Below are 17,392 nucleotides of genomic sequence, written 5' to 3' on the forward strand. Positions count from 1 at the left end.
GCGATGAGTGCGATGACTGATGCCGCACTGCAGGCCGCGCCCGCGACGAAAGCGCGCGGCTATTGGTCTACCGTCGCGCGCCGCATCACGCGCGACAAGGTCAGCATGGCCTGCGCCATCATCCTGGTGCTGATTTTTGCGTCAGCGCTGCTCGCGCCTTGGCTTCACCTCGCCGATCCCTACCAGGGGGCGATGATCCGTCGCCTCCGCCATATCGGCACGCCTGGCTACCCGCTCGGCACCGACGAGCTCGGCCGCGACATGCTGGCGCGGCTGATCTATGGCGGACGACTGTCGCTGATCGTCGGTATCCTGCCCGTGATCTTCGCCTTCGTGATCGGTACCTCGCTCGGTCTCGTCGCCGGCTATGTCGGCGGCAAGCTCAACACCGCGATCATGCGCACGGTCGACGTGTTCTACGCATTCCCCTCGGTGTTGCTCGCGATCGCGATTTCAGGCGCGCTCGGCGCCGGCATCGTCAACTCAATCGTGTCGCTCACGATCGTGTTCGTGCCGCAGATCACCCGCGTGGCGGAGAGCGTCACGACCGGCGTGCGCAACATGGATTTCGTCGAGGCGGCGCGCGCCTCGGGCGCGGGACCGTTCACCATCATGCGCGTGCACATGCTCGGCAACGTGCTCGGGCCGATTTTCGTCTACGCCACCGGCCTGATTTCGGTGTCGATGATCCTGGCCGCCGGTCTCTCCTTCCTCGGGCTCGGGACAAAGCCGCCGGAGCCGGAATGGGGCTTGATGCTGAACACGCTGCGTACCGCGATCTATGTCAATCCATGGGTCGCAGCGCTGCCGGGCGCGATGATCTTCGCGGTCTCGATCGGCTTCAACCTCTTGAGCGACGGCATGCGCAGCGCCATGGACATCAGGAACTAGAGCGATGAGCGACGCCAATCTTTCAGCCGACATGCTGGAGCCGGTCGCCGACGTCGGCGGCGCCGCGCAACCGCTGCTGCAGGTCAAGGGACTGACAAAGCACTTTCCGGTGCGTGGCGGGTTGTTCAGCCCGCGCAAGACCGTGCGCGCCGTCGACAACGTCTCCTTCGCGGTCATGAAGGGCGAAACTGTCGGCATCGTCGGCGAGTCCGGTTGCGGCAAGTCCACCACCGCGCGGCTGTTGATGCATCTGATGATGCGGGATGCCGGCGACATCGTCTATGACGGGATGCAGGTCGGCCGCTCGCTCAGTCTGCGCGAATTGCGCCGCGGCATGCAGATGGTGTTCCAGGACAGCTACGCCTCGCTCAATCCGCGCCTCACCATCGAGGAATCGATCGCCTTCGGGCCAAAGGTCCATGGCATGGCCGATGGCGCGGCGCGCGCGCTGGCGCGGGAGCTGCTCGGCAAGGTCGGCTTGCGGCCCGAGACCTTCGCCAACCGCTATCCGCATGAGATTTCCGGCGGCCAGCGCCAGCGCGTCAACATCGCCCGTGCGCTGGCGCTGTCGCCGAGGCTGGTGATCCTCGATGAAGCGGTCTCCGCGCTCGACAAGTCGGTCGAGGCGCAGGTGCTCAATCTGCTGGCGGATCTCAAGCGCGAGTTCGGGCTTACCTATCTCTTCATCAGCCACGATCTCAACGTGGTCCGTTACATTTCCGACCGCGTGCTGGTGATGTATCTCGGCGAGGTCGTCGAGCTCGGCCCGGTCGATGCGGTCTGGGACGCGCCCGCGCATCCCTATACCCGCGCGCTGCTGGCCGCGATGCCGTCATCCGATCCGGACCGGCGCACCGAGGTGCCGCCGATATCAGGCGATCCGCCCAATCCGATCGATCCGCCTTCGGGCTGCCGGTTTCACACCCGTTGTCCGTTTGCGGAGCCGCTCTGCGCAAACGGCACGCCAAAACTCAGCGATCTCGATACAATGGGCCATCAAGCGGCGTGCTACATGGCCATTCCCGGCTCGGGGCACAGCCGCGCGCCGGCAAAAGCAAAAGGAGAAAACGCGGCATGACCAGACCCACAGCCAAGGACGTCAAGGTGATCGCGCACGTGGCCGACGTGCCCGCCGATGACGAGGTGGCCAACCGCATCGCCAATTCGATCGGGCCCGCATTCGACGGTTTTGCGCCGATCTCCGGCACGCTGCCCTTCGATCTCGAACCCGCGAGCTTCCTGCTGGCCCAGATCGCGCAGGTGTCGAAATGAGCACCGATCCCGCCTTGATGACCTTGACCGCAGTTGCCAAGGCGATTGCCGAGAAGAAGGTCTCGTCGCACGAGGTGACGCGCGCCGTGCTGCATCGGATCGCGGAGTGGCAACCACGTCTCAACGCCTATATGGCGATCGAATCGGAACAGGCGGTCGCTGCGGCCACTGAGGCCGACGCTGAGCTTGCCAACGGTAAGAGTCGCGGCGTGCTGCACGGCGTGCCGATGGCGCACAAGGACATGTATTACGAGGCCGGCAAGGTCGTGACCTGCGGCTCGCTGATTCGCCGCGACTTCGTGCCGAAGACGACCGCGACCGCGGTGCAACGGCTGAAGGATGCCGGCTCGATCCGGCTCGGCTCGCTGCAGATGGTCGAGTTCGCCTACGGGCCCACCGGCCACAATGTGCATTATGGCCCGGTGCATAATCCCTGGAACGTCGACCACATCACCGGCGGCTCGTCGTCGGGTTCGGGCTCGGCGGTCGCCGCGCGCCTGACCTTTGCGGCGCTCGGCTCCGACACCGGCGGCTCGATCCGCATGCCCGCGCATTTCTGCGGCGTCACCGGCCTGAAGACGACGGTCGGACGCGTCAGCCGCGCCGGCGCGATGCCGCTGTCGCAGTCGCTCGACACCGTCGGTCCCCTGGCGCAGACGGCGGAGGACTGCGCCTTGCTGCTCGGCCTGATGGCCGGCGCGGACCCCGAGGATCTCACGGCCTCGAACCAGCCGGTGCCGGATTACATGGCTGCGACAAAGCAGTCGCTGAAGGGTCTCAAGATCGGCGTGCCGACGGCGTTCTATGTCGACGACCTCGATTCCGAGGTGGCGCGCATCCTCGATGAGACCATCGCGACGCTGACGAAGGAAGGCGCCGAAATCGTCAAGGTCGAGTTGCTGGACCAGCGCCAGCTGAGCTCAGCCTCGCAACTGGTGCTCGCAGTCGAAGCCGCGGCCTTCCACAAGCGCTGGATGATCGAGCGGCCGCAGGATTACGGCCCGCAGGTGTTGATGCGGCTGCAGAACGGTCTCACGATTCCAGCGGTCACCTATCTCGAGGCGATGCGCTGGCGCGGCCCGGCGCTTGCTGCGCACAATGCCGCGGTCGGCGGCGTTGACGCGGTGATTGCGCCATCGTCTCCGGTGCCGGCGCCGACGATTGCCGAGAGCGATGTCGGCAACGGTCCGGGTGCCGACGCGGTGCTGCAGCGGCTGACGCGGTTCACCCGTCCTGTCAACTATCTCGGCCTGCCGTCGCTCTCGATCCCTTCGGGCTTCACGAAAGCGGGCTTGCCGGTCGGCATGCAGTTGATCGGCCGCTCCTTCGAGGAGGCCACGCTGCTTCGGATCGGCGCTGCCTTCCAGCGCGCGACCGATTATCACGCAAGGGTGCCGAAACTCGCATGATGGACCTCGTCGAGATCAACAACCTCAACATCCGCTTCACCGGCGATCGCACGGTCCATGCCGTGAACGATCTCAGCTTGTCGCTTGGCGAGGGCGAGGTGTTGGGGCTGCTCGGCGAGTCCGGCTCGGGCAAGAGCGTGACGCTGCGGGCGCTGATGCGGCTGTTGCCGAAGAAGCGCACGCAGATGTCCGGCAGCGTCAAGGTGCTGGGCCGGGAAGTGCTGGCGATGGACGACGAGGCGCTGTCCACATTCCGCGGACAGACCGTCTCGATGATCTTCCAGGAGCCGGCGCTCGCGCTCGATCCGGTCTACACGATCGGGCGGCAGATCGCCGAAACCGTGATGCGGCATGAAGGCAAGAGCGAACGCGAGGCGATGGCGCGTGCGCTCGAGATGCTGGAAGTGGTACGGATCCCCTCCGCCAAGAGGCGGCTGGAGTCCTATCCGCACGAGATGTCAGGCGGCATGCGGCAGCGCGCGATGATCGCGCTGGCGCTCGCCTGCAAGCCGAAGATCCTGCTCGCGGACGAGCCGACCACCGCGCTCGACGCCACCGTGCAGATCCAGATCCTGCTCCTGCTGCGCGAGCTACAGCGCGAGTTCGGCATGTCGGTCATTTTCGTCACCCACGACATCGGCGTCGCCGTCGAGATCTGCGACCGTGTCGCGGTGATGTATGCCGGCCAGATGGTCGAGCAGGGCGCGTTGCGCGACATTGTGCGCTCGCCGGTCCACCCCTATGCCAAGGGGCTGTTGGCCTCGACCGTTCATGGCGCGAAGCGCGGCGAGCGGCTGGAGACCATCCCAGGCACGCCACCCTCGCTCGATCGCGCGCCAACCAGCTGCTCCTTTGCGCCCCGCTGCGGCCTCGCCCAGCCGCGCTGCAGCGAAAGCCTGCCGCCCAATGTGCAGATCGCGCCCGGACGTGTGGCGCGCTGCATCTTGGCCGAGCCGGCGGTGGCCACGGTTTAGCTCGCGCGGGCGACGGCGTCGGCGATCCAGTGCCGCACCGCGGCCATCCGCCGGGCCGGCTGGTTCCGAATGCATCACAGCATGATCGCGGGCGCCGGCCCGTTGTCGCGGGTGCTCGGTCCCGCCGACTGGACCCACGGCATCGGGCGCCCGGTCCAGAACATTGCGGCGGACCCCAATCCGAACCTGACGGTCCAGTTGTTCCGGCAACCACAGGGCGAGTGGATCGGGGTCCGGGCCGAGGCCCGTTGGCGCCCGGAGGCCGGGCATGGCGTCGGCAGCGGCGTGTTGCTGGATGTTTACGGCGAGATCGGCCGGGTCTTGATGTCGGTCATTCTCGTGCCTTTTCCAAGAACAGGGCCCGGTTCGGCGACAAACTAGCCATCATTCCTTCAATTCCCCGTGCCATCACGGACATGCGGTCGCGGTTAACGCGACTTAAATGGTGGATGGTCACAAAAATGGACGACGGCCACAAACGTCGGTACAACGTGGCTTTCACATAACCCTTTATTGCAGAGACTGGAATTTATGGCAGCCGTTCCCGCCGTCCGCCGTTCCGAACTCGGTGACGCGCTGCGCGCATGTCGCAGTGCCTTCATTGGCGTCGGTCTCATGAGTTGCATGATCAACCTGTTGTACCTGACAGGTTCGATGTTCATGCTGCAGGTCTACGACCGGGTGCTGCCGAGCCGCAGTGTTCCAACCCTGGTCGGCCTCGTGGTCATCGCCGCCGGCCTTTATATCGCCCAAGGGGTGCTCGATCTCCTGCGCGGCCGGATCCTCGGCCGCATCGGAACCTCACTCGACGAAGCCCTCAACGCACGGGTGTTTGACACCATCATCCGGCTGCCGCTCATGGTCGGCAATCGCACCGAGGGTTTGCAGCCGCTGCGCGACCTCGACAATGTGCGCTCCTTCCTCGGCAGCATGGGGCCCGGCGCATTCTTCGATCTGCCCTGGCTGCCGTTCTACATGGCGATCTGCTTCGCGTTCCATTGGCTGCTCGGCGTCACCGCGCTGGTCGGCGCCATCATTCTCGTGACGCTGACACTCATCACCGAATACATGTCACGCACGCCCGCCAAGGATGCGTTGACGCTCGCGGCGCGGCGCAACGATATCGCGGCCTCCAGCCGTCGCAATGCCGAGGTGCTCGTCGCGATGGGCATGGCCGGGCGGATGAACAAGCGCTGGAACGAGGCCAACGAGGACTATCTGGCCGGCAACCAGCGCGCGAGCGACGTCACCGGCGGGTTGGGTGCGGTCGCCAAGGTGCTGCGCATGATGCTGCAGTCGTCCGTGCTCGCGGTCGGCGCCTATCTGGTGATCCACCAGGAGGCGACCGGCGGCATCATCATCGCGGGCTCGATCCTGAGCGCGCGGGCGCTGGCGCCGGTCGATCTGGCGATCGCACACTGGAAGGGTTTTGTCGCCGCGCGCCAGAGCTGGCACCGGCTCAACCGGCTGCTGCAGCAGATGCCGGCGCGGCCCGAGCAAACCCTGTTGCAGCCACCGGCGAAGAAGCTGGCAGTCGAGGGCGTGACCATGGTCGCGCCGGGCGACCAGCGCGTGATCGTGCAGGATGTCAGCTTCACGGTCGAAGCCGGCAGCGGCGTTGGCGTGATCGGCCCGAGCGGCTCCGGCAAGTCGTCGCTGGTCCGGGCGCTGGTCGGGGTCTGGACGCCGGTCCGCGGCAAGGTGCGGCTCGACGGCGCCGCGCTCGACCAGTGGTCGTCGGACGTGCTCGGACGCTATGTCGGCTATCTGCCGCAGGATGTCGAGCTGTTCGGCGGCTCGATCGCGCAGAACATTTGCCGCTTCGATCCCGACGCCAAGTCCGACGGCATCATCGCCGCGGCCAAGGAGGCCGGCGTCCACGAGATGATCATCAAGATGCGCGAGGGCTATGACACCCAGGTCGGCGAGCAGGGCAGTGCGCTCTCGGCCGGCCAGGCGCAGCGCGTCGCGCTGGCGCGCGCGCTTTACGGCAATCCGTTCCTGGTCGTACTCGACGAGCCGAATTCCAATCTCGACAGCGAGGGCGACGAAGCGCTGACCCGCGCGGTGCGCGCGGCGCGGGAGCGCGGCGCGATCGTCGTCGTGGTCGCGCATCGGCCGATCGGCATCGAAGGCGTGGATCAGCTCCTGGTGTTGAAGGACGGCCGCATGCAGACCTTCGGGCCGAAGGATGTCGTGCTCGGGCAGGTGTTGCAGCGTGTTGCGCCGCCCACGCCGGTCAGGATCGTCGCCGATGCGGGGGCAGCCAAGTCATGACCGATCTCCCGCGCAACGCACATCAGTCGATCAGGAAGCATCTGATCGTCGGCCTGGCTGTGGTCCTGGTTCTGGCCGGCGGCGTCGGCGGCTGGGCCTCGACGGTGCCGATCTCGGGCGCACTGATCGCGCCAGGCTCGGTGGTCGTCGATAGCAACGTCAAGAAGGTGCAGCATCCGACCGGCGGCGTGGTCGGCGAGATCCTGGCGCGTGACGGCGACACGGTGAAGGCCGGAGATGTCGTCGTGCGTCTCGACGAGACCGTCGTGAAGGCAAGCCTTGCGATCGTGGTCAAGACCTTGAACGGCCTTTATGCGCGCGCCGCCCGCCTCGAGGCCGAGCAGCAGGGCCGTGACAAGATCGCATTTCCGCCGCAGCTCACCGAGCAGGCCAACGATCCCGACGTTCGCGATGTCATGGCGAGCGAGACCAAGCTGTTCGAGGTCCGGGTGAATGGCCGTACTGGCCAGAAGGCGCAGCTACGCGAACGTGTCGTCCAGCTCAACGAGGAGATCGCGGGGCTCGAGGCCCAGGAGCAGGCCAAGGATAAGGAAATTGCCTTGGTGCAGCAGGAACTGGTCGGCGTCCGCCAGCTCTATGAGCAGCACCTGGTGCAGCTCACCCGCCTGACCACGCTGGAACGCGATGCCGCCCGGCTCGCTGGTGAGCGCGCCCAGTACATCGCCTCGCGGGCCCAGGCCAAGGGCAAGATCACAGAGACCGAGCTGCAGATCATCCAGGTCGACAAGGACATGCTTGCCGAGGTCTCCAAGGATCTGCGCGAGGCCAACGACAAGATCGGCGAGTATGTCGAGCGCAAGGTCACCGCAGAAGACCAGCTCCGCCGCGTCGATATCCGCGCGCCGCAGGACGGCGTGGTGTTGCAATCGACGGTGCATACGGTCGGCGGCGTCATCACCGCGGGCGACGCCATCATGATGATCGTGCCGAAGGCCGACGCGCTTTCGGTCGAAGCCAAGGTCAACCCGCAGGATATCGACAAGCTGCAGATCGGACAAAAAACGCTGCTGCGGCTCTCCGCCTTCAACCAGCGCACCACGCCTGAGCTGAACGGCGTCGTCACCCGCGTCTCCGCTGACACCACGACGGATCAGCGCACCGGCCAGGCCTATTACACCATCCGCGTTTCGATGCCGCCGGAGGAGGTCGCCCGCCTCGGCAGCGAGGTCAAGATCATCCCGGGCATGCCGGTGGAAGCCTTCGTCCAGACCGGCGACCGCACCATGCTGTCCTATCTGATGAAGCCGCTGAGCGATCAGTTCATGCGCTCGTTCCGCGAGAAGTGAGGCTTCCAATCCTCGTAGCCCGGATGGAGCGCAGCGAAATCCGGGAACACTCGCGCCGTAGATGGAGCTGCCCCGGATTGCGCTTCGCTCCATCCGGGCTACGGGGCTGAAGTCAGCGCACGAGATTCTTCAGCAGCAATTCCAGCGCCGCCTTGGCGAATGCCTGCATGTTCGCCTGGCGGTCGCCGCTCGCGGTCTCGAGCGTGATCACCCCGTGCTGCGGCCCGGCGACCGCCATGCAGCTATGGCCGGCGGCGTCGCCGTAGCGGTTGCCGGTCGGGCCGGCTGCGCCGGTCTCCGACAGTCCCCAATCGGTCGAGAGGCGCTCGCGGATCTGGCGCGCGAGCAGTTGCGCGTAGGGTTCGGACGCCGAGCGGATGCCCGGCATGGCGTCGTTGGGAATGTCCATCAGCACGCGCCGCGCGTCGCGGGTGTAGATCACGCCGCCGCCGATGAAATAGGCCGATGCCCCGGGCACCGCGAGCAGCGATGCGGAGATCAATCCTCCGGTCGAGGATTCCGCGACGGCGATCGTCTGCTTGTTCGCGATCAGCTTTGCGGCGATCTGCTCGGCGATGGATACCAGCTCAGTCATCGGCGGCCTTCCTGTTGTGTGCCATGAAAAATCTCCGGGTCGTCCTGCCGTCCTAGCACACCACATCGCCTTCTGCCGAGTTGCCTGCCACCGGCAAGCCTGCTTGAATGCCATTCAAACAAGTTGGCGTCGCGACCGGCGCGCCGATCAGAGGAAACACCATGACGTCGCCGATCGCGGGCGGCGTGGATTGCGATCTGCATCCCGCCGTGCCTCATCTCACCAGCCTGCTGCCCTACATGAACGATTACTGGCGCGACCAGGTGACGACGCGCGGCATGACGGACCTGATCTCGCAGTCCTATCCGCTCAATTCGCCGATCTCCTCGCGGCCGGACTGGCGACCGACGCAGGGCAAGCCGGGCTCGAGCCTGGCCGACATGCAGCGCCAGGCGCTGGACAAGTTCGGCACGGCCTACGGCATCTGCAATCCGCTCTACGGTGTCCAGATGGTGTTTTCCGAGGACATGGCGAACGCGTTCTGCCGTGCGCTGAACGACTGGTTGGTGAAGGAATGGCTCGACAAGGATGAGCGCCTGCGCGGCTCGATCGTGATCCCGGTGCAAAGCATCGAGAAGGCGGTCGCCGAGATCGAGCGTTGCGCGCAGGACAAGCGCTTCGTGCAGGTGCTGATGCTGGTCATGGGCGACATGCCGCTCGGCAAGCGCCATTATTGGCCGATCTATGCGGCCGCCGAGCGGCATGGATTGCCGATCGGCATTCATGCCGGCAGCGCCTATCACAACCCGCCGACCTCGGTCGGCTGGGGCTCCTACCACATCGAGGATTATGTCGCGCAGGCGCAGGCGTTCCAGACCCAGCTTACCAGCCTGATCGTCGAGGGCGTATTCGCGCGTCATCCGAACCTGAAGATGGTGATGCTGGAATCGGGTTTCACCTGGCTGCCGCCGTTCCTGTGGCGACTGCACAAGTTCTGGCGCGGTGTGCGCATGGAAACGCCGTGGGTCGACCGCGCGCCGCTGGAGATTGTGCGCAGCAACATCCGCTTCTCGCTGCAGCCGGTCGATGCGCCGCCGGAACCCGATACGCTGAACCGGCTGTTCGACCATATGCAGTCGGACGAATTGATCCTATTCTCGACCGACTATCCGCATTGGCAATTCGACGGCGATGATGTGCTGCCCGAGGGATTGTCGCCGGATCTCGTCCGCAAGATCACGGTCGACAATCCGCATGCGACCTATACGCGCTTGAAAGTGAAGGAGACGACGCCATGAACGTCCAGCTTCGCGAACGTCCGCAAGCCGCATCGTCCACCGGCACCAAGACCGCGATTGCCGATTGCGACATCCATCCGGCGCGCGCGACCCAAGACGAGCTGTATCCGTTCCTGGCAAAGCGCTGGCACGCGCATCTCGAAACCTTCGGCGTCCATGCCTATCAGGGCATGATGGGGGGACCGCCCTATCCGAAGGCGCAGCCCAACGCCTCGCGCCGCGACGCCTATCCGCCGGAGGGCGGGCCGCAGGGCTCCTCGCTGTCCTTCATGCAGAAGCAGCATCTCGACCCCAACAACGTCGCGCTCGGCGTGCTCAATCCGCTCAATACCGGGCAGGGCATCCGCAACCAGGATCTCGCCGGCGCGATCTGTTCGGCGATCAACGACTGGCAGATCGAGAAATGGACCAGCAAGGATTCCCGGCTGAAGGGGTCGGTCGTCGTCGCCAATGAGGACGGCGTCTCGGCCGCCGCCGAGATCCGCAAGCGCGCCGGCGACAAAAACTTCGTCCAGGTGCTGCTGCTCAGCCGCAACGTCGAGCCGCTCGGTCAGCGCCGCTACTGGCCGATCTACCAGGCCGCCGAAGAGACCGGGCTGCCGATCGGCGTGCATGCCTTCGGCTTCGGCGGCAACCCGATCACCGCGTCGGGCTGGCCGAGCTATTACATCGAGGAGATGGTCGGCCATTCGCAGTGCCAGCAGACGGCGCTCGCGAGTCTCGTGCTCGAAGGCGTGTTCGAACGCTTCCCGAAATTGAAGATGGTGATGGTCGAGGCCGGCTTCGGCTGGGCGCCGTCGCTGGCCTGGCGGCTCGACAAGGTGTTCGAGCGGCTGCACGCCGAGGTGCCACATCTGAAGCGCAAGCCGTCGGACTATATCCGCGACCACATCTGGTGGACGACGCAGCCGATGGAGGATCCGGAAAGCCGCGATCATCTGTTCCAGACCATCGAATGGATCGGCTGGGACAAGCTGTTGTTCGCGACCGACTATCCGCACTGGGACTACGACGAGCCGTCGCGCGTGCTGCCGGCCGGCGTCAGCGACGCCAACAAGCAGGCGTTCTATCTCGACAATGCAAAGAAACTGTACGGTATTGCCTAACATGATCCGGACCCGAAGGGCCGCGCCAGCGCAAAGTGGGAACCGGCTTTCCGAAGAGATCATGGATGAGAGAGACTAATGGCGCGTCATGTGGTTGCCCCGGTGGATGAGCTGCCGCCGGGCTCGCGAAAATCCATCGAGATCGACGGGCGGCCGATCATGGTCTTCAACGTCAAGGGCGAGTTCTTCGGCCTGTTGAACCGCTGCCCGCATCAGGGCGCGGCGCTGTGCGAGGGCCCGCTGATCGGCCTGGCGTCATCGTCCGATCCCGGTGAGATCGAATATACGAAGCTCGGCGAGATCCTGCGCTGCCCGTGGCACGGCTGGGAATTCGACATCCGCACCGGCCAGTCCTATTGCGATCCTCGCCGCTTCCGCGTGCGCGCCTATCCGGTCAATGTCGAGGCGGGCACGAACCTCGTGAAAGGGCCATATGTCGCCGAGACCATCAAGGTCGCGGTCGAGAGCAACTACGTGGTGGTGGACCTGTAGCCGCGATCTTCCCGGTATCCGTGTTCACGGGAGCCCGGTATCGATGAGCGTTTCACGAAACCTCTTGATGCGTGCGTTTGGCCGCCCTCAAGGCCTGCTCGGGAGGTTGGGCGGCGCCATCATGGCCCGCATGAATGCGGAGTGCGGGGCATGGGTGGTGGAGCTTCTCGAGGTCGAACCTGATGACCGCGTGTTGGAAGTCGGGTTTGGTCCCGGTGCCGCCATGCAACACCTGTCTGGTCTGGTTTCAGCCGGGAGCATCGCGGGCGTCGATCCGTCGGCCGAGATGGTGGAGCAGGCGCGGAGCCGGAACGCGGCCGCCGTTCGGAGCGGGCGGGTCGACCTGCAACTCGGCTCCGTCGAGCGCCTGCCGTTCGGCGACAACAGCTTTGACAAGGCGCTCGCGATCAACTCGATGCAGGTCTGGCCGGTCGCGATCGCGGGCTTGCGCGAGATTTCGCGGGTTCTGAAGCCGGGCGGCAGGATCGCGCTCGGCTTTACGGCCTATTCCGGGCAGCCGAACGAAGGCCTTGCGGAGAAGCTCACCTCCGCCGGTTTCGCGAAGGCAAGCGTGATAAAGACAGGTGGTTTTGTGCCTTGGCCATAAAGCCATGAGGCGGATTGGGGCGGCGCTACTGCGGCGCGCCGCTCATCATGATCTGCCGCTCCCACGCATAGCGCGCACCAGCGCACGAAGCGGTATATGGCGGAGACGACCGCCGTGTCGGTAGAGAGCGATTAGATCGAACTTCCCTTGGAACAAGATCACAAGATCGTCAAATAGCACTGAAAGCCTGTTGATATCCTGCTTTGCGATTCTTGCTCGCATTCGTCGGTGGACGGCCCGACTACATCGGTTTACATCCTTCAGGCGCCGGGGGCGGCCGCGTAAGGAGTCGACATGGGGTCGCGGTACCGGAAAAACCTGAATGTTCTTCTTCCGTGCTTCGTCGTGCTCGGCATCATGTTCGGGCTGGTGGCCTATGCGCCGGAACTGTACCGCGCATTCTGCGGTGCCACCGGATATGGAGGGACGACGCAGCGGGCGTATTCCGACCCGACGACCACCTCCGACAAGACCGTGGCGGTCGCGTTCGACAGCAATGTCGCGCCGGGCTTGCCGTGGCGGTTCGAGCCGGAACAACGCTCTGTCACGGTTCACCTCGGCGAACAAAAGCTCGTATTCTTCACAGCCGAGAACCTCAGCAACGAGTCGATCGTCGGACACGCCGCATTCAACGTCACGCCCGAGACGAGCGGTGTCTATTTCAACAAGATTCAATGCTTCTGCTTCAATGAGGAGCGTCTCGATCCGCATCAGAAGGTCGAAATGCCCGTTGTCTTTTTCGTCGATCCGGCCTTTGCGAAGGATCCGGACAACCTCCACGTCGATACAATCACGCTCAGCTATACGTTTTTTCGCTCGGCGAATCCCTCACAGAGCAAGAACCTTTCACGCTTCCTGGCCGATGCCGCGCCGGATCCCGCCCACGGCCAGCAGCTCTTCACCGAACGGTGCACGGCATGTCATGCGATGGATGCCAACAAGGCCGGCCCCGTACTTGGCGGTGTGGTGGGCCGCAGGGCCGGCTCGGCGCCCGGATACCACTATTCGCCGGCACTGAAGACTGCCGGTCTCACCTGGTCTACGGATAATCTTGATCGGTGGCTGGCCGATCCGCAGAAACTGGTACCCGGTGCACGCATGCCGGTGCGTGTGCTCGACGCTCCGTCGCGCCGCGACATCGTCGCTTACCTGCAGAAGGTAGGCCAGAAGCACATCAACCGGACTGGTTCGAACACGGCCGCATCGGACGGAGAATACTAGCCCGACGCTCGGGCAAATGCGACGGTGAGGGTAGATCAGTCCGGCAAGGCTCGGGCAGGCAATGCCCCAAGTGACGGGAGCTACGAATGCTCCATCATCCGTCGTTCCCGCGCGTAGCGCACCAGCGCGACGAAGCGGTAGATGCCGTGCACGAACTTGCCATAGGGCATGGTGATGAACAGCGCGAACACCACGCCGAGATGCAGCGCCAGGAGCGGGCCCATCGCACCGGTCTCACGCCAGAGCAGCAGGGCAAGGCCGGTGATGCTGGTCAGCAACAGCATCATGATGAACGCGGTGTCCATGCCCATGCGCTGCTCGTCGACCAGCACGCGGTCGCGCTTCCATTTCTGTGATAGCAGGCCGATCGGGCCGACCACGAGGCCGAGGCCGCCGAGCGTGCCGAGCACCACGGGCAGATCCCACCACGCATAGGGCGCCTCGCGCGCAAGGAGGTAGTGGTACAGCGTGCCGACGCAGGTCGCGGCGAAGCACAGGGCAAAGCCGTAGAAGGTGAAATGGTGATAGAGCTTGCGACGGTCGGTCGGGCGGTCGTCCTCGTTGAAGCAACCGACCCCGCCGCCATCGAGATAGCGCAGCTCGCCGGCATCGCGGATCGCTTGCAACAGCGCTTTGCGGTCGGTCGTCATGCCGACGGGCTCGCCGATGTCGCGCCAGAAGGCGCGCACGCCCATCGCGAGCGCAAGGATCGCATACAGGAAGGCGAGGCCGAACAACAGTGCCATCGCGTTGTGCGGCATCAACTGATAGAACGCACCGGGGCCGGTGTGGATGCCATAGAGTACGCCCGGGTCGTTGGCCGCGGCGAAGCCGAAGATGAATGTCGCCACGCTCAGCGCCGCGATCAGGCTGATGACCAATCCATTGCGCGCGAACGCACCGGCAAGAGCGCGCGGCCAGGCATAGGCGGCGTAGGATTCGGCGCGCGCGATCGCGAGCGTCTTCGGCACATTGACGTTGAATTCGTGCGGCGGCGAGAACTGGCAGTCGGTGTAGCAGGCGCCGCAGGCGTGGCAGAGATTGGCGAGGTAGTTGAGGTCGCCGTCGGAAAAGGCACGGCGCATCTCCATCGCGGGAAACACCGCGCACAGGCCCTCGCAATAGCGGCAGGAATTGCACACCGTCATCAGACGGTCGGCCTCCTGCAAGATCCTCGTCCCGTGCATCTCGCGAGCCTTGTCCTCAGTTCCGCGCATTCTTTGCCGCTTCACGGCCGGCGACGCGGCCGAACACGCTGCCGATGGTCATGCCGATACCGGCGGCGTAACCCTTGCCCAGCACGTTGCCGGCCATGATCTCGCCGGCGGCGAACATGTTGGCGGAGGGCTTGCCGCCCTTCATCAGCATCCGCGCCTGCTTGTTCACACGGGTGCCGAGATAGGTGAAGGTGATGCCGGGCCGCACCGGATAGGCGAGGTAGGGCGGCGTCTCGATCTTGCGCGCCCAGTGCGTCTTCGGCGGCGTGATGCCCTCGGTGCGGCAGTCGTCGAGAATGGTGTGGTCGAAGGTGCCGGGCTGCACCGCGGCGTTGAATTCGGTAATGGTCTTTTCCAATGCCGCCGGATCGAGCTCGAGCTTGCCGGCAAGCTCGGCGACGGTTTGTCCCGCGATCGGCGGAAACAGCGTCGGCATGAAGCTGGTCACGACGGTCGAATCGAAGATGATGTAGGCGATCTGTTCGGGTTGCGCCGCGACCAGGCGTCCCCAGATTGCATAGCGCTTCGGCCAGATGTCCTCGCCCTCGTCATAGAAGCGCTGGGCGTGCTTGTTGACGACGATGCCGAACACGACCGAATCGTGGCGCGTGATGATGCCGCCGTCGAATTTGGGGGCGCGTGCGTCGATCGCCACCGCATGGCACTGCGTGGGATCGCCGATCTCCTGTACGCCCCTGGCGAGCAGCATCTTCAGGATTGAACCGCGGTTATAGGGCGTGCCGCGGATTAGGAAATTGTCGGCGGCCTCGCCCCAATGTTCCTTCAGCCATTCGATGTTGGCCTCGAAGCCGCCGGCCGCCGCCACCAGGGTCGAGGCGCGCACCTCGGTCTTTCCGTTGACCGGCTGCTTCAACTGAGCCGAGAGGAACATGCCGTCCTCGATCCTGAGATCGGTGACCTCGGCATTGTAGAGGATGTCGACGCCGAGTTGCTCGGCCGTGCGATACAGCGCATTCAGCATGGCGCGGCCGCCGCCGAGGAAGAACGAGTTGGTGCGGCCGAGGCTCAGCGTGCCCCCGAGCGAGGGTTGCCAGCGCACGCCCTGTTCGACGATCCAGTTCAGGATGTCCTTGGACTCGTGGATCATGAAGCGGGCCAGTTCCTCGTCGGTCTGGCCGCCGGTCACCAGCAGCAAATCCTTCCAGAATTCCTCCTCGGTGTAGGGGCCGGTGAGGATCTCGGTCGCCGCGTCATGGGCGCAGCGCATGTTGCGGGTGTGGCGGGTGTTGCCGCCGCGGTAGAACTTCGGCGCGCCTTCCAGCACCAGCACGGAGGCGCCCGCCCGCCTGGCGCTGATTGCAGCACAGAGGGCGGCGTTGCCGCCCCCGATCACCAGCACGTCGAACCTGCGCGTCAGATCAACCATGCGCTCTTGTTATCGTTGTCGGCATGGAAAGCAACACGGTCGGGCGGATACCTGATCCGCCCGACCATGCTGCGGAATATCAGGCCGCAACGGTCTCGCGCTGCGCGACGGTCTGGCGGCCGCCCCGATAGACGATCAGCGCGGCGACGATGCCGAGCGCCGCCGCGCACATCAGCCAGAAGCCCGGCGAGGCCTTGTCGCCGGTATGCTGGATAAGCCAGGTCGAGGCGAACGGCGTGAACGTGCCGAACAGCCCCGCCGCCAGCGCAAAGGCCAGCGAGAAGCAGGTGGTGCGGACATGCGCCGGCACGATCTCGACCAGGCAGCCGAGCATGGTGCCGCTGTAGACGCCGAAATAGAACGAGAACATCATCTCGACCGCCAGCATCTTGCCGAACGTCGGATCGGTGACGAGCCAGTGCAATGCCGGATAGGCGGTCACGAAGGACAGCCCTGCGATCGCCAGCAGCACCGGCTTGCGGCCGAGCCGGTCGGAGACCGCGCCGCCGACCGGATTCCAGATGAAGTTCGTTACCGCGACCAGCAGCGTGACCAAGAGCGCATCCCGGGTCGTCAGCTTCAGCACGCTCTTGCCGAAGGTCGGCGTATAGACCGTGACGAAATAGAAGGTCGTGGTGGTCAGCACCGCGATCATCATGCCCAGCACGACGATGCGCCAGTTCGCGATCGCCGATGCGAACACCTCGCTTGCCGTCGGATGCTTCTTCATCGCCAGGAATGCGGGGGTTTCTTCCAGCGTCCGGCGCAGGAAGAAGATCACCGGAATGATCAGGCAGCCGACGAAGAACGGGATGCGCCAGCCCCAGGCAGCGACGGTGTCGGCCGGCATGCTCTCGTGGAGCAGATAGCCGAGAATCGAAGCGACGAAGATCGCGACCTGCTGGCTCGCCGACTGGAACGAGGTGTAGAAACCGCGGTTGCCGGGCGTGGCAATCTCCGCGAGATAGACCGAGACGCCGCCGAGTTCGACACCGGCGGAGAAGCCCTGCAGCAGTCGGGCGATTAGGACGATGATCGGCGCGGCAATGCCGAGCGTCGCATAGCTCGGGCAGAACGCGATCACGATGGTGCCCACGGCCATGATCGAGAGCGTCACGATCAGGCCCTGGCGGCGGCCGATACGATCGATATAGGCGCCGAGCACGACCGCGCCGACCGGGCGCATCAGGGCGCCGAGCCAGAACACGCCGAACGCGTGGAGCAGCGCCGCAGTCTCGTTCCCGGAGGGGAAGAAGGCCTTTGCAATCGCCTGCGCATAGAAGCCGAACAGGAAGAAGTCGAATTGCTCGAGGAAATTGCCGCTGGTCGCACGCAGGATGGCCCCGATGCGCGACTTGATCTGCGGTGATTGCGATGGATTCGACTGCGACATAACGCC

Annotated in this window: 17 protein-coding genes; 13 read left to right on the plus strand and 4 right to left on the minus strand. The window is 65.0% G+C overall.

The genetic code is table 11. The features are described 5' to 3' along the window. Positions 1–3: 3 nt before the first annotated feature. From MTX19_RS05190 to MTX19_RS05225, 8 genes are all read left to right on the plus strand, one after another. Complete coding sequence (locus tag MTX19_RS05190) at positions 4–891, plus strand: ABC transporter permease (protein WP_280982705.1); 888 nt, start codon at positions 4–6, stop codon at positions 889–891. Positions 892–895: 4 nt separating this feature from the next. Continuing rightward, on the plus strand, positions 896–1,969 hold the full coding sequence (locus tag MTX19_RS05195; protein ID WP_280982706.1) for an oligopeptide/dipeptide ABC transporter ATP-binding protein: 1,074 nt from the start codon (positions 896–898) through the stop codon (positions 1,967–1,969). After that, positions 1,966–2,163, plus strand: a complete 198-nt coding sequence (locus tag MTX19_RS05200; protein ID WP_280982707.1) for a hypothetical protein — start codon at positions 1,966–1,968, stop codon at positions 2,161–2,163. The genes MTX19_RS05195 and MTX19_RS05200 overlap by 4 nt, the downstream gene beginning before the upstream one ends. Continuing rightward, entirely contained in the window at positions 2,160–3,572 is a 1,413-nt protein-coding gene (locus MTX19_RS05205; RefSeq protein ID WP_280982708.1) for an amidase, read from the plus strand. The genes MTX19_RS05200 and MTX19_RS05205 overlap by 4 nt, the downstream gene beginning before the upstream one ends. Beyond that, entirely contained in the window at positions 3,569–4,546 is a 978-nt protein-coding gene (locus MTX19_RS05210) for an ABC transporter ATP-binding protein (RefSeq protein WP_280982709.1), read from the plus strand. The genes MTX19_RS05205 and MTX19_RS05210 overlap by 4 nt, the downstream gene beginning before the upstream one ends. A 45-nt stretch (positions 4,547–4,591) precedes the next feature. Next, on the plus strand, positions 4,592–4,927 hold the full coding sequence (locus MTX19_RS05215) for a hypothetical protein (protein WP_348638310.1): 336 nt from the start codon (positions 4,592–4,594) through the stop codon (positions 4,925–4,927). 150 nt (positions 4,928–5,077) lie between these two features. After that, positions 5,078–6,823, plus strand: coding sequence for a type I secretion system permease/ATPase (locus tag MTX19_RS05220; RefSeq protein ID WP_280982711.1), 1,746 nt, complete (start codon positions 5,078–5,080; stop codon positions 6,821–6,823). Continuing rightward, positions 6,820–8,130: an HlyD family type I secretion periplasmic adaptor subunit gene (locus tag MTX19_RS05225; RefSeq protein ID WP_280982712.1), complete on the plus strand. Its 1,311-nt coding sequence runs from the start codon at positions 6,820–6,822 to the stop codon at positions 8,128–8,130. The genes MTX19_RS05220 and MTX19_RS05225 overlap by 4 nt, the downstream gene beginning before the upstream one ends. A gap of 112 nt (positions 8,131–8,242) precedes the next feature. On the opposite strand, the gene MTX19_RS05230 is transcribed toward MTX19_RS05225, so the two are convergent. Continuing rightward, positions 8,243–8,725, minus strand: a complete 483-nt coding sequence (locus tag MTX19_RS05230) for a CinA family protein (RefSeq protein WP_280982713.1) — start codon at positions 8,723–8,725, stop codon at positions 8,243–8,245. Between the two features lie 161 nt (positions 8,726–8,886). Here MTX19_RS05230 and MTX19_RS05235 point away from each other — a divergent pair, with 161 nt between their 5' ends. The 5 genes from MTX19_RS05235 (at position 8,887) to MTX19_RS05255 (ending at position 13,389) form a co-directional block, all read left to right on the plus strand. Next, positions 8,887–9,963 (plus strand): amidohydrolase family protein, encoded by a 1,077-nt coding sequence (locus MTX19_RS05235; RefSeq protein WP_280982714.1) that lies wholly within the window; start codon positions 8,887–8,889, stop codon positions 9,961–9,963. Next, the gene (locus MTX19_RS05240; RefSeq protein WP_280982715.1) at positions 9,960–11,069 is read left to right on the plus strand and encodes an amidohydrolase family protein; all 1,110 of its coding nucleotides are present in this window, start codon (positions 9,960–9,962) and stop codon (positions 11,067–11,069) included. Before MTX19_RS05235 ends, MTX19_RS05240 begins: the two co-directional genes overlap by 4 nt. Before the next feature lie 78 nt (positions 11,070–11,147). Further along, a complete protein-coding gene (locus MTX19_RS05245; RefSeq protein WP_280982716.1) occupies positions 11,148–11,561 on the plus strand; it encodes a Rieske (2Fe-2S) protein in 414 nt (137 codons plus the stop codon). Between the two features lie 67 nt (positions 11,562–11,628). Beyond that, positions 11,629–12,168, plus strand: a complete 540-nt coding sequence (locus MTX19_RS05250) for a class I SAM-dependent methyltransferase (RefSeq protein WP_280982717.1) — start codon at positions 11,629–11,631, stop codon at positions 12,166–12,168. Positions 12,169–12,462: 294 nt separating this feature from the next. Continuing rightward, complete coding sequence (locus MTX19_RS05255) at positions 12,463–13,389, plus strand: cytochrome c oxidase assembly protein (protein ID WP_280985869.1); 927 nt, start codon at positions 12,463–12,465, stop codon at positions 13,387–13,389. Between the two features lie 80 nt (positions 13,390–13,469). Here MTX19_RS05255 and tcuB read toward each other — a convergent pair whose 3' ends face one another. From tcuB to MTX19_RS05270, 3 genes are all read right to left on the minus strand, one after another. Then, positions 13,470–14,576: a tricarballylate utilization 4Fe-4S protein TcuB gene (gene tcuB, locus MTX19_RS05260; protein ID WP_280984698.1), complete on the minus strand. Its 1,107-nt coding sequence runs from the start codon at positions 14,574–14,576 to the stop codon at positions 13,470–13,472. A 16-nt stretch (positions 14,577–14,592) separates the two neighbouring features. Then, on the minus strand, positions 14,593–15,984 hold the full coding sequence (tcuA, locus tag MTX19_RS05265; RefSeq protein ID WP_280984699.1) for an FAD-dependent tricarballylate dehydrogenase TcuA: 1,392 nt from the start codon (positions 15,982–15,984) through the stop codon (positions 14,593–14,595). Between the two features lie 88 nt (positions 15,985–16,072). After that, the gene (locus MTX19_RS05270) at positions 16,073–17,386 is read right to left on the minus strand and encodes an MFS transporter (RefSeq protein WP_280982720.1); all 1,314 of its coding nucleotides are present in this window, start codon (positions 17,384–17,386) and stop codon (positions 16,073–16,075) included. Between the last annotated feature and the right edge of the window lie 6 nt (positions 17,387–17,392).

Source organism: Bradyrhizobium sp. ISRA464 (assembly GCF_029910095.1).
GTDB lineage: Bacteria > Pseudomonadota > Alphaproteobacteria > Rhizobiales > Xanthobacteraceae > Bradyrhizobium.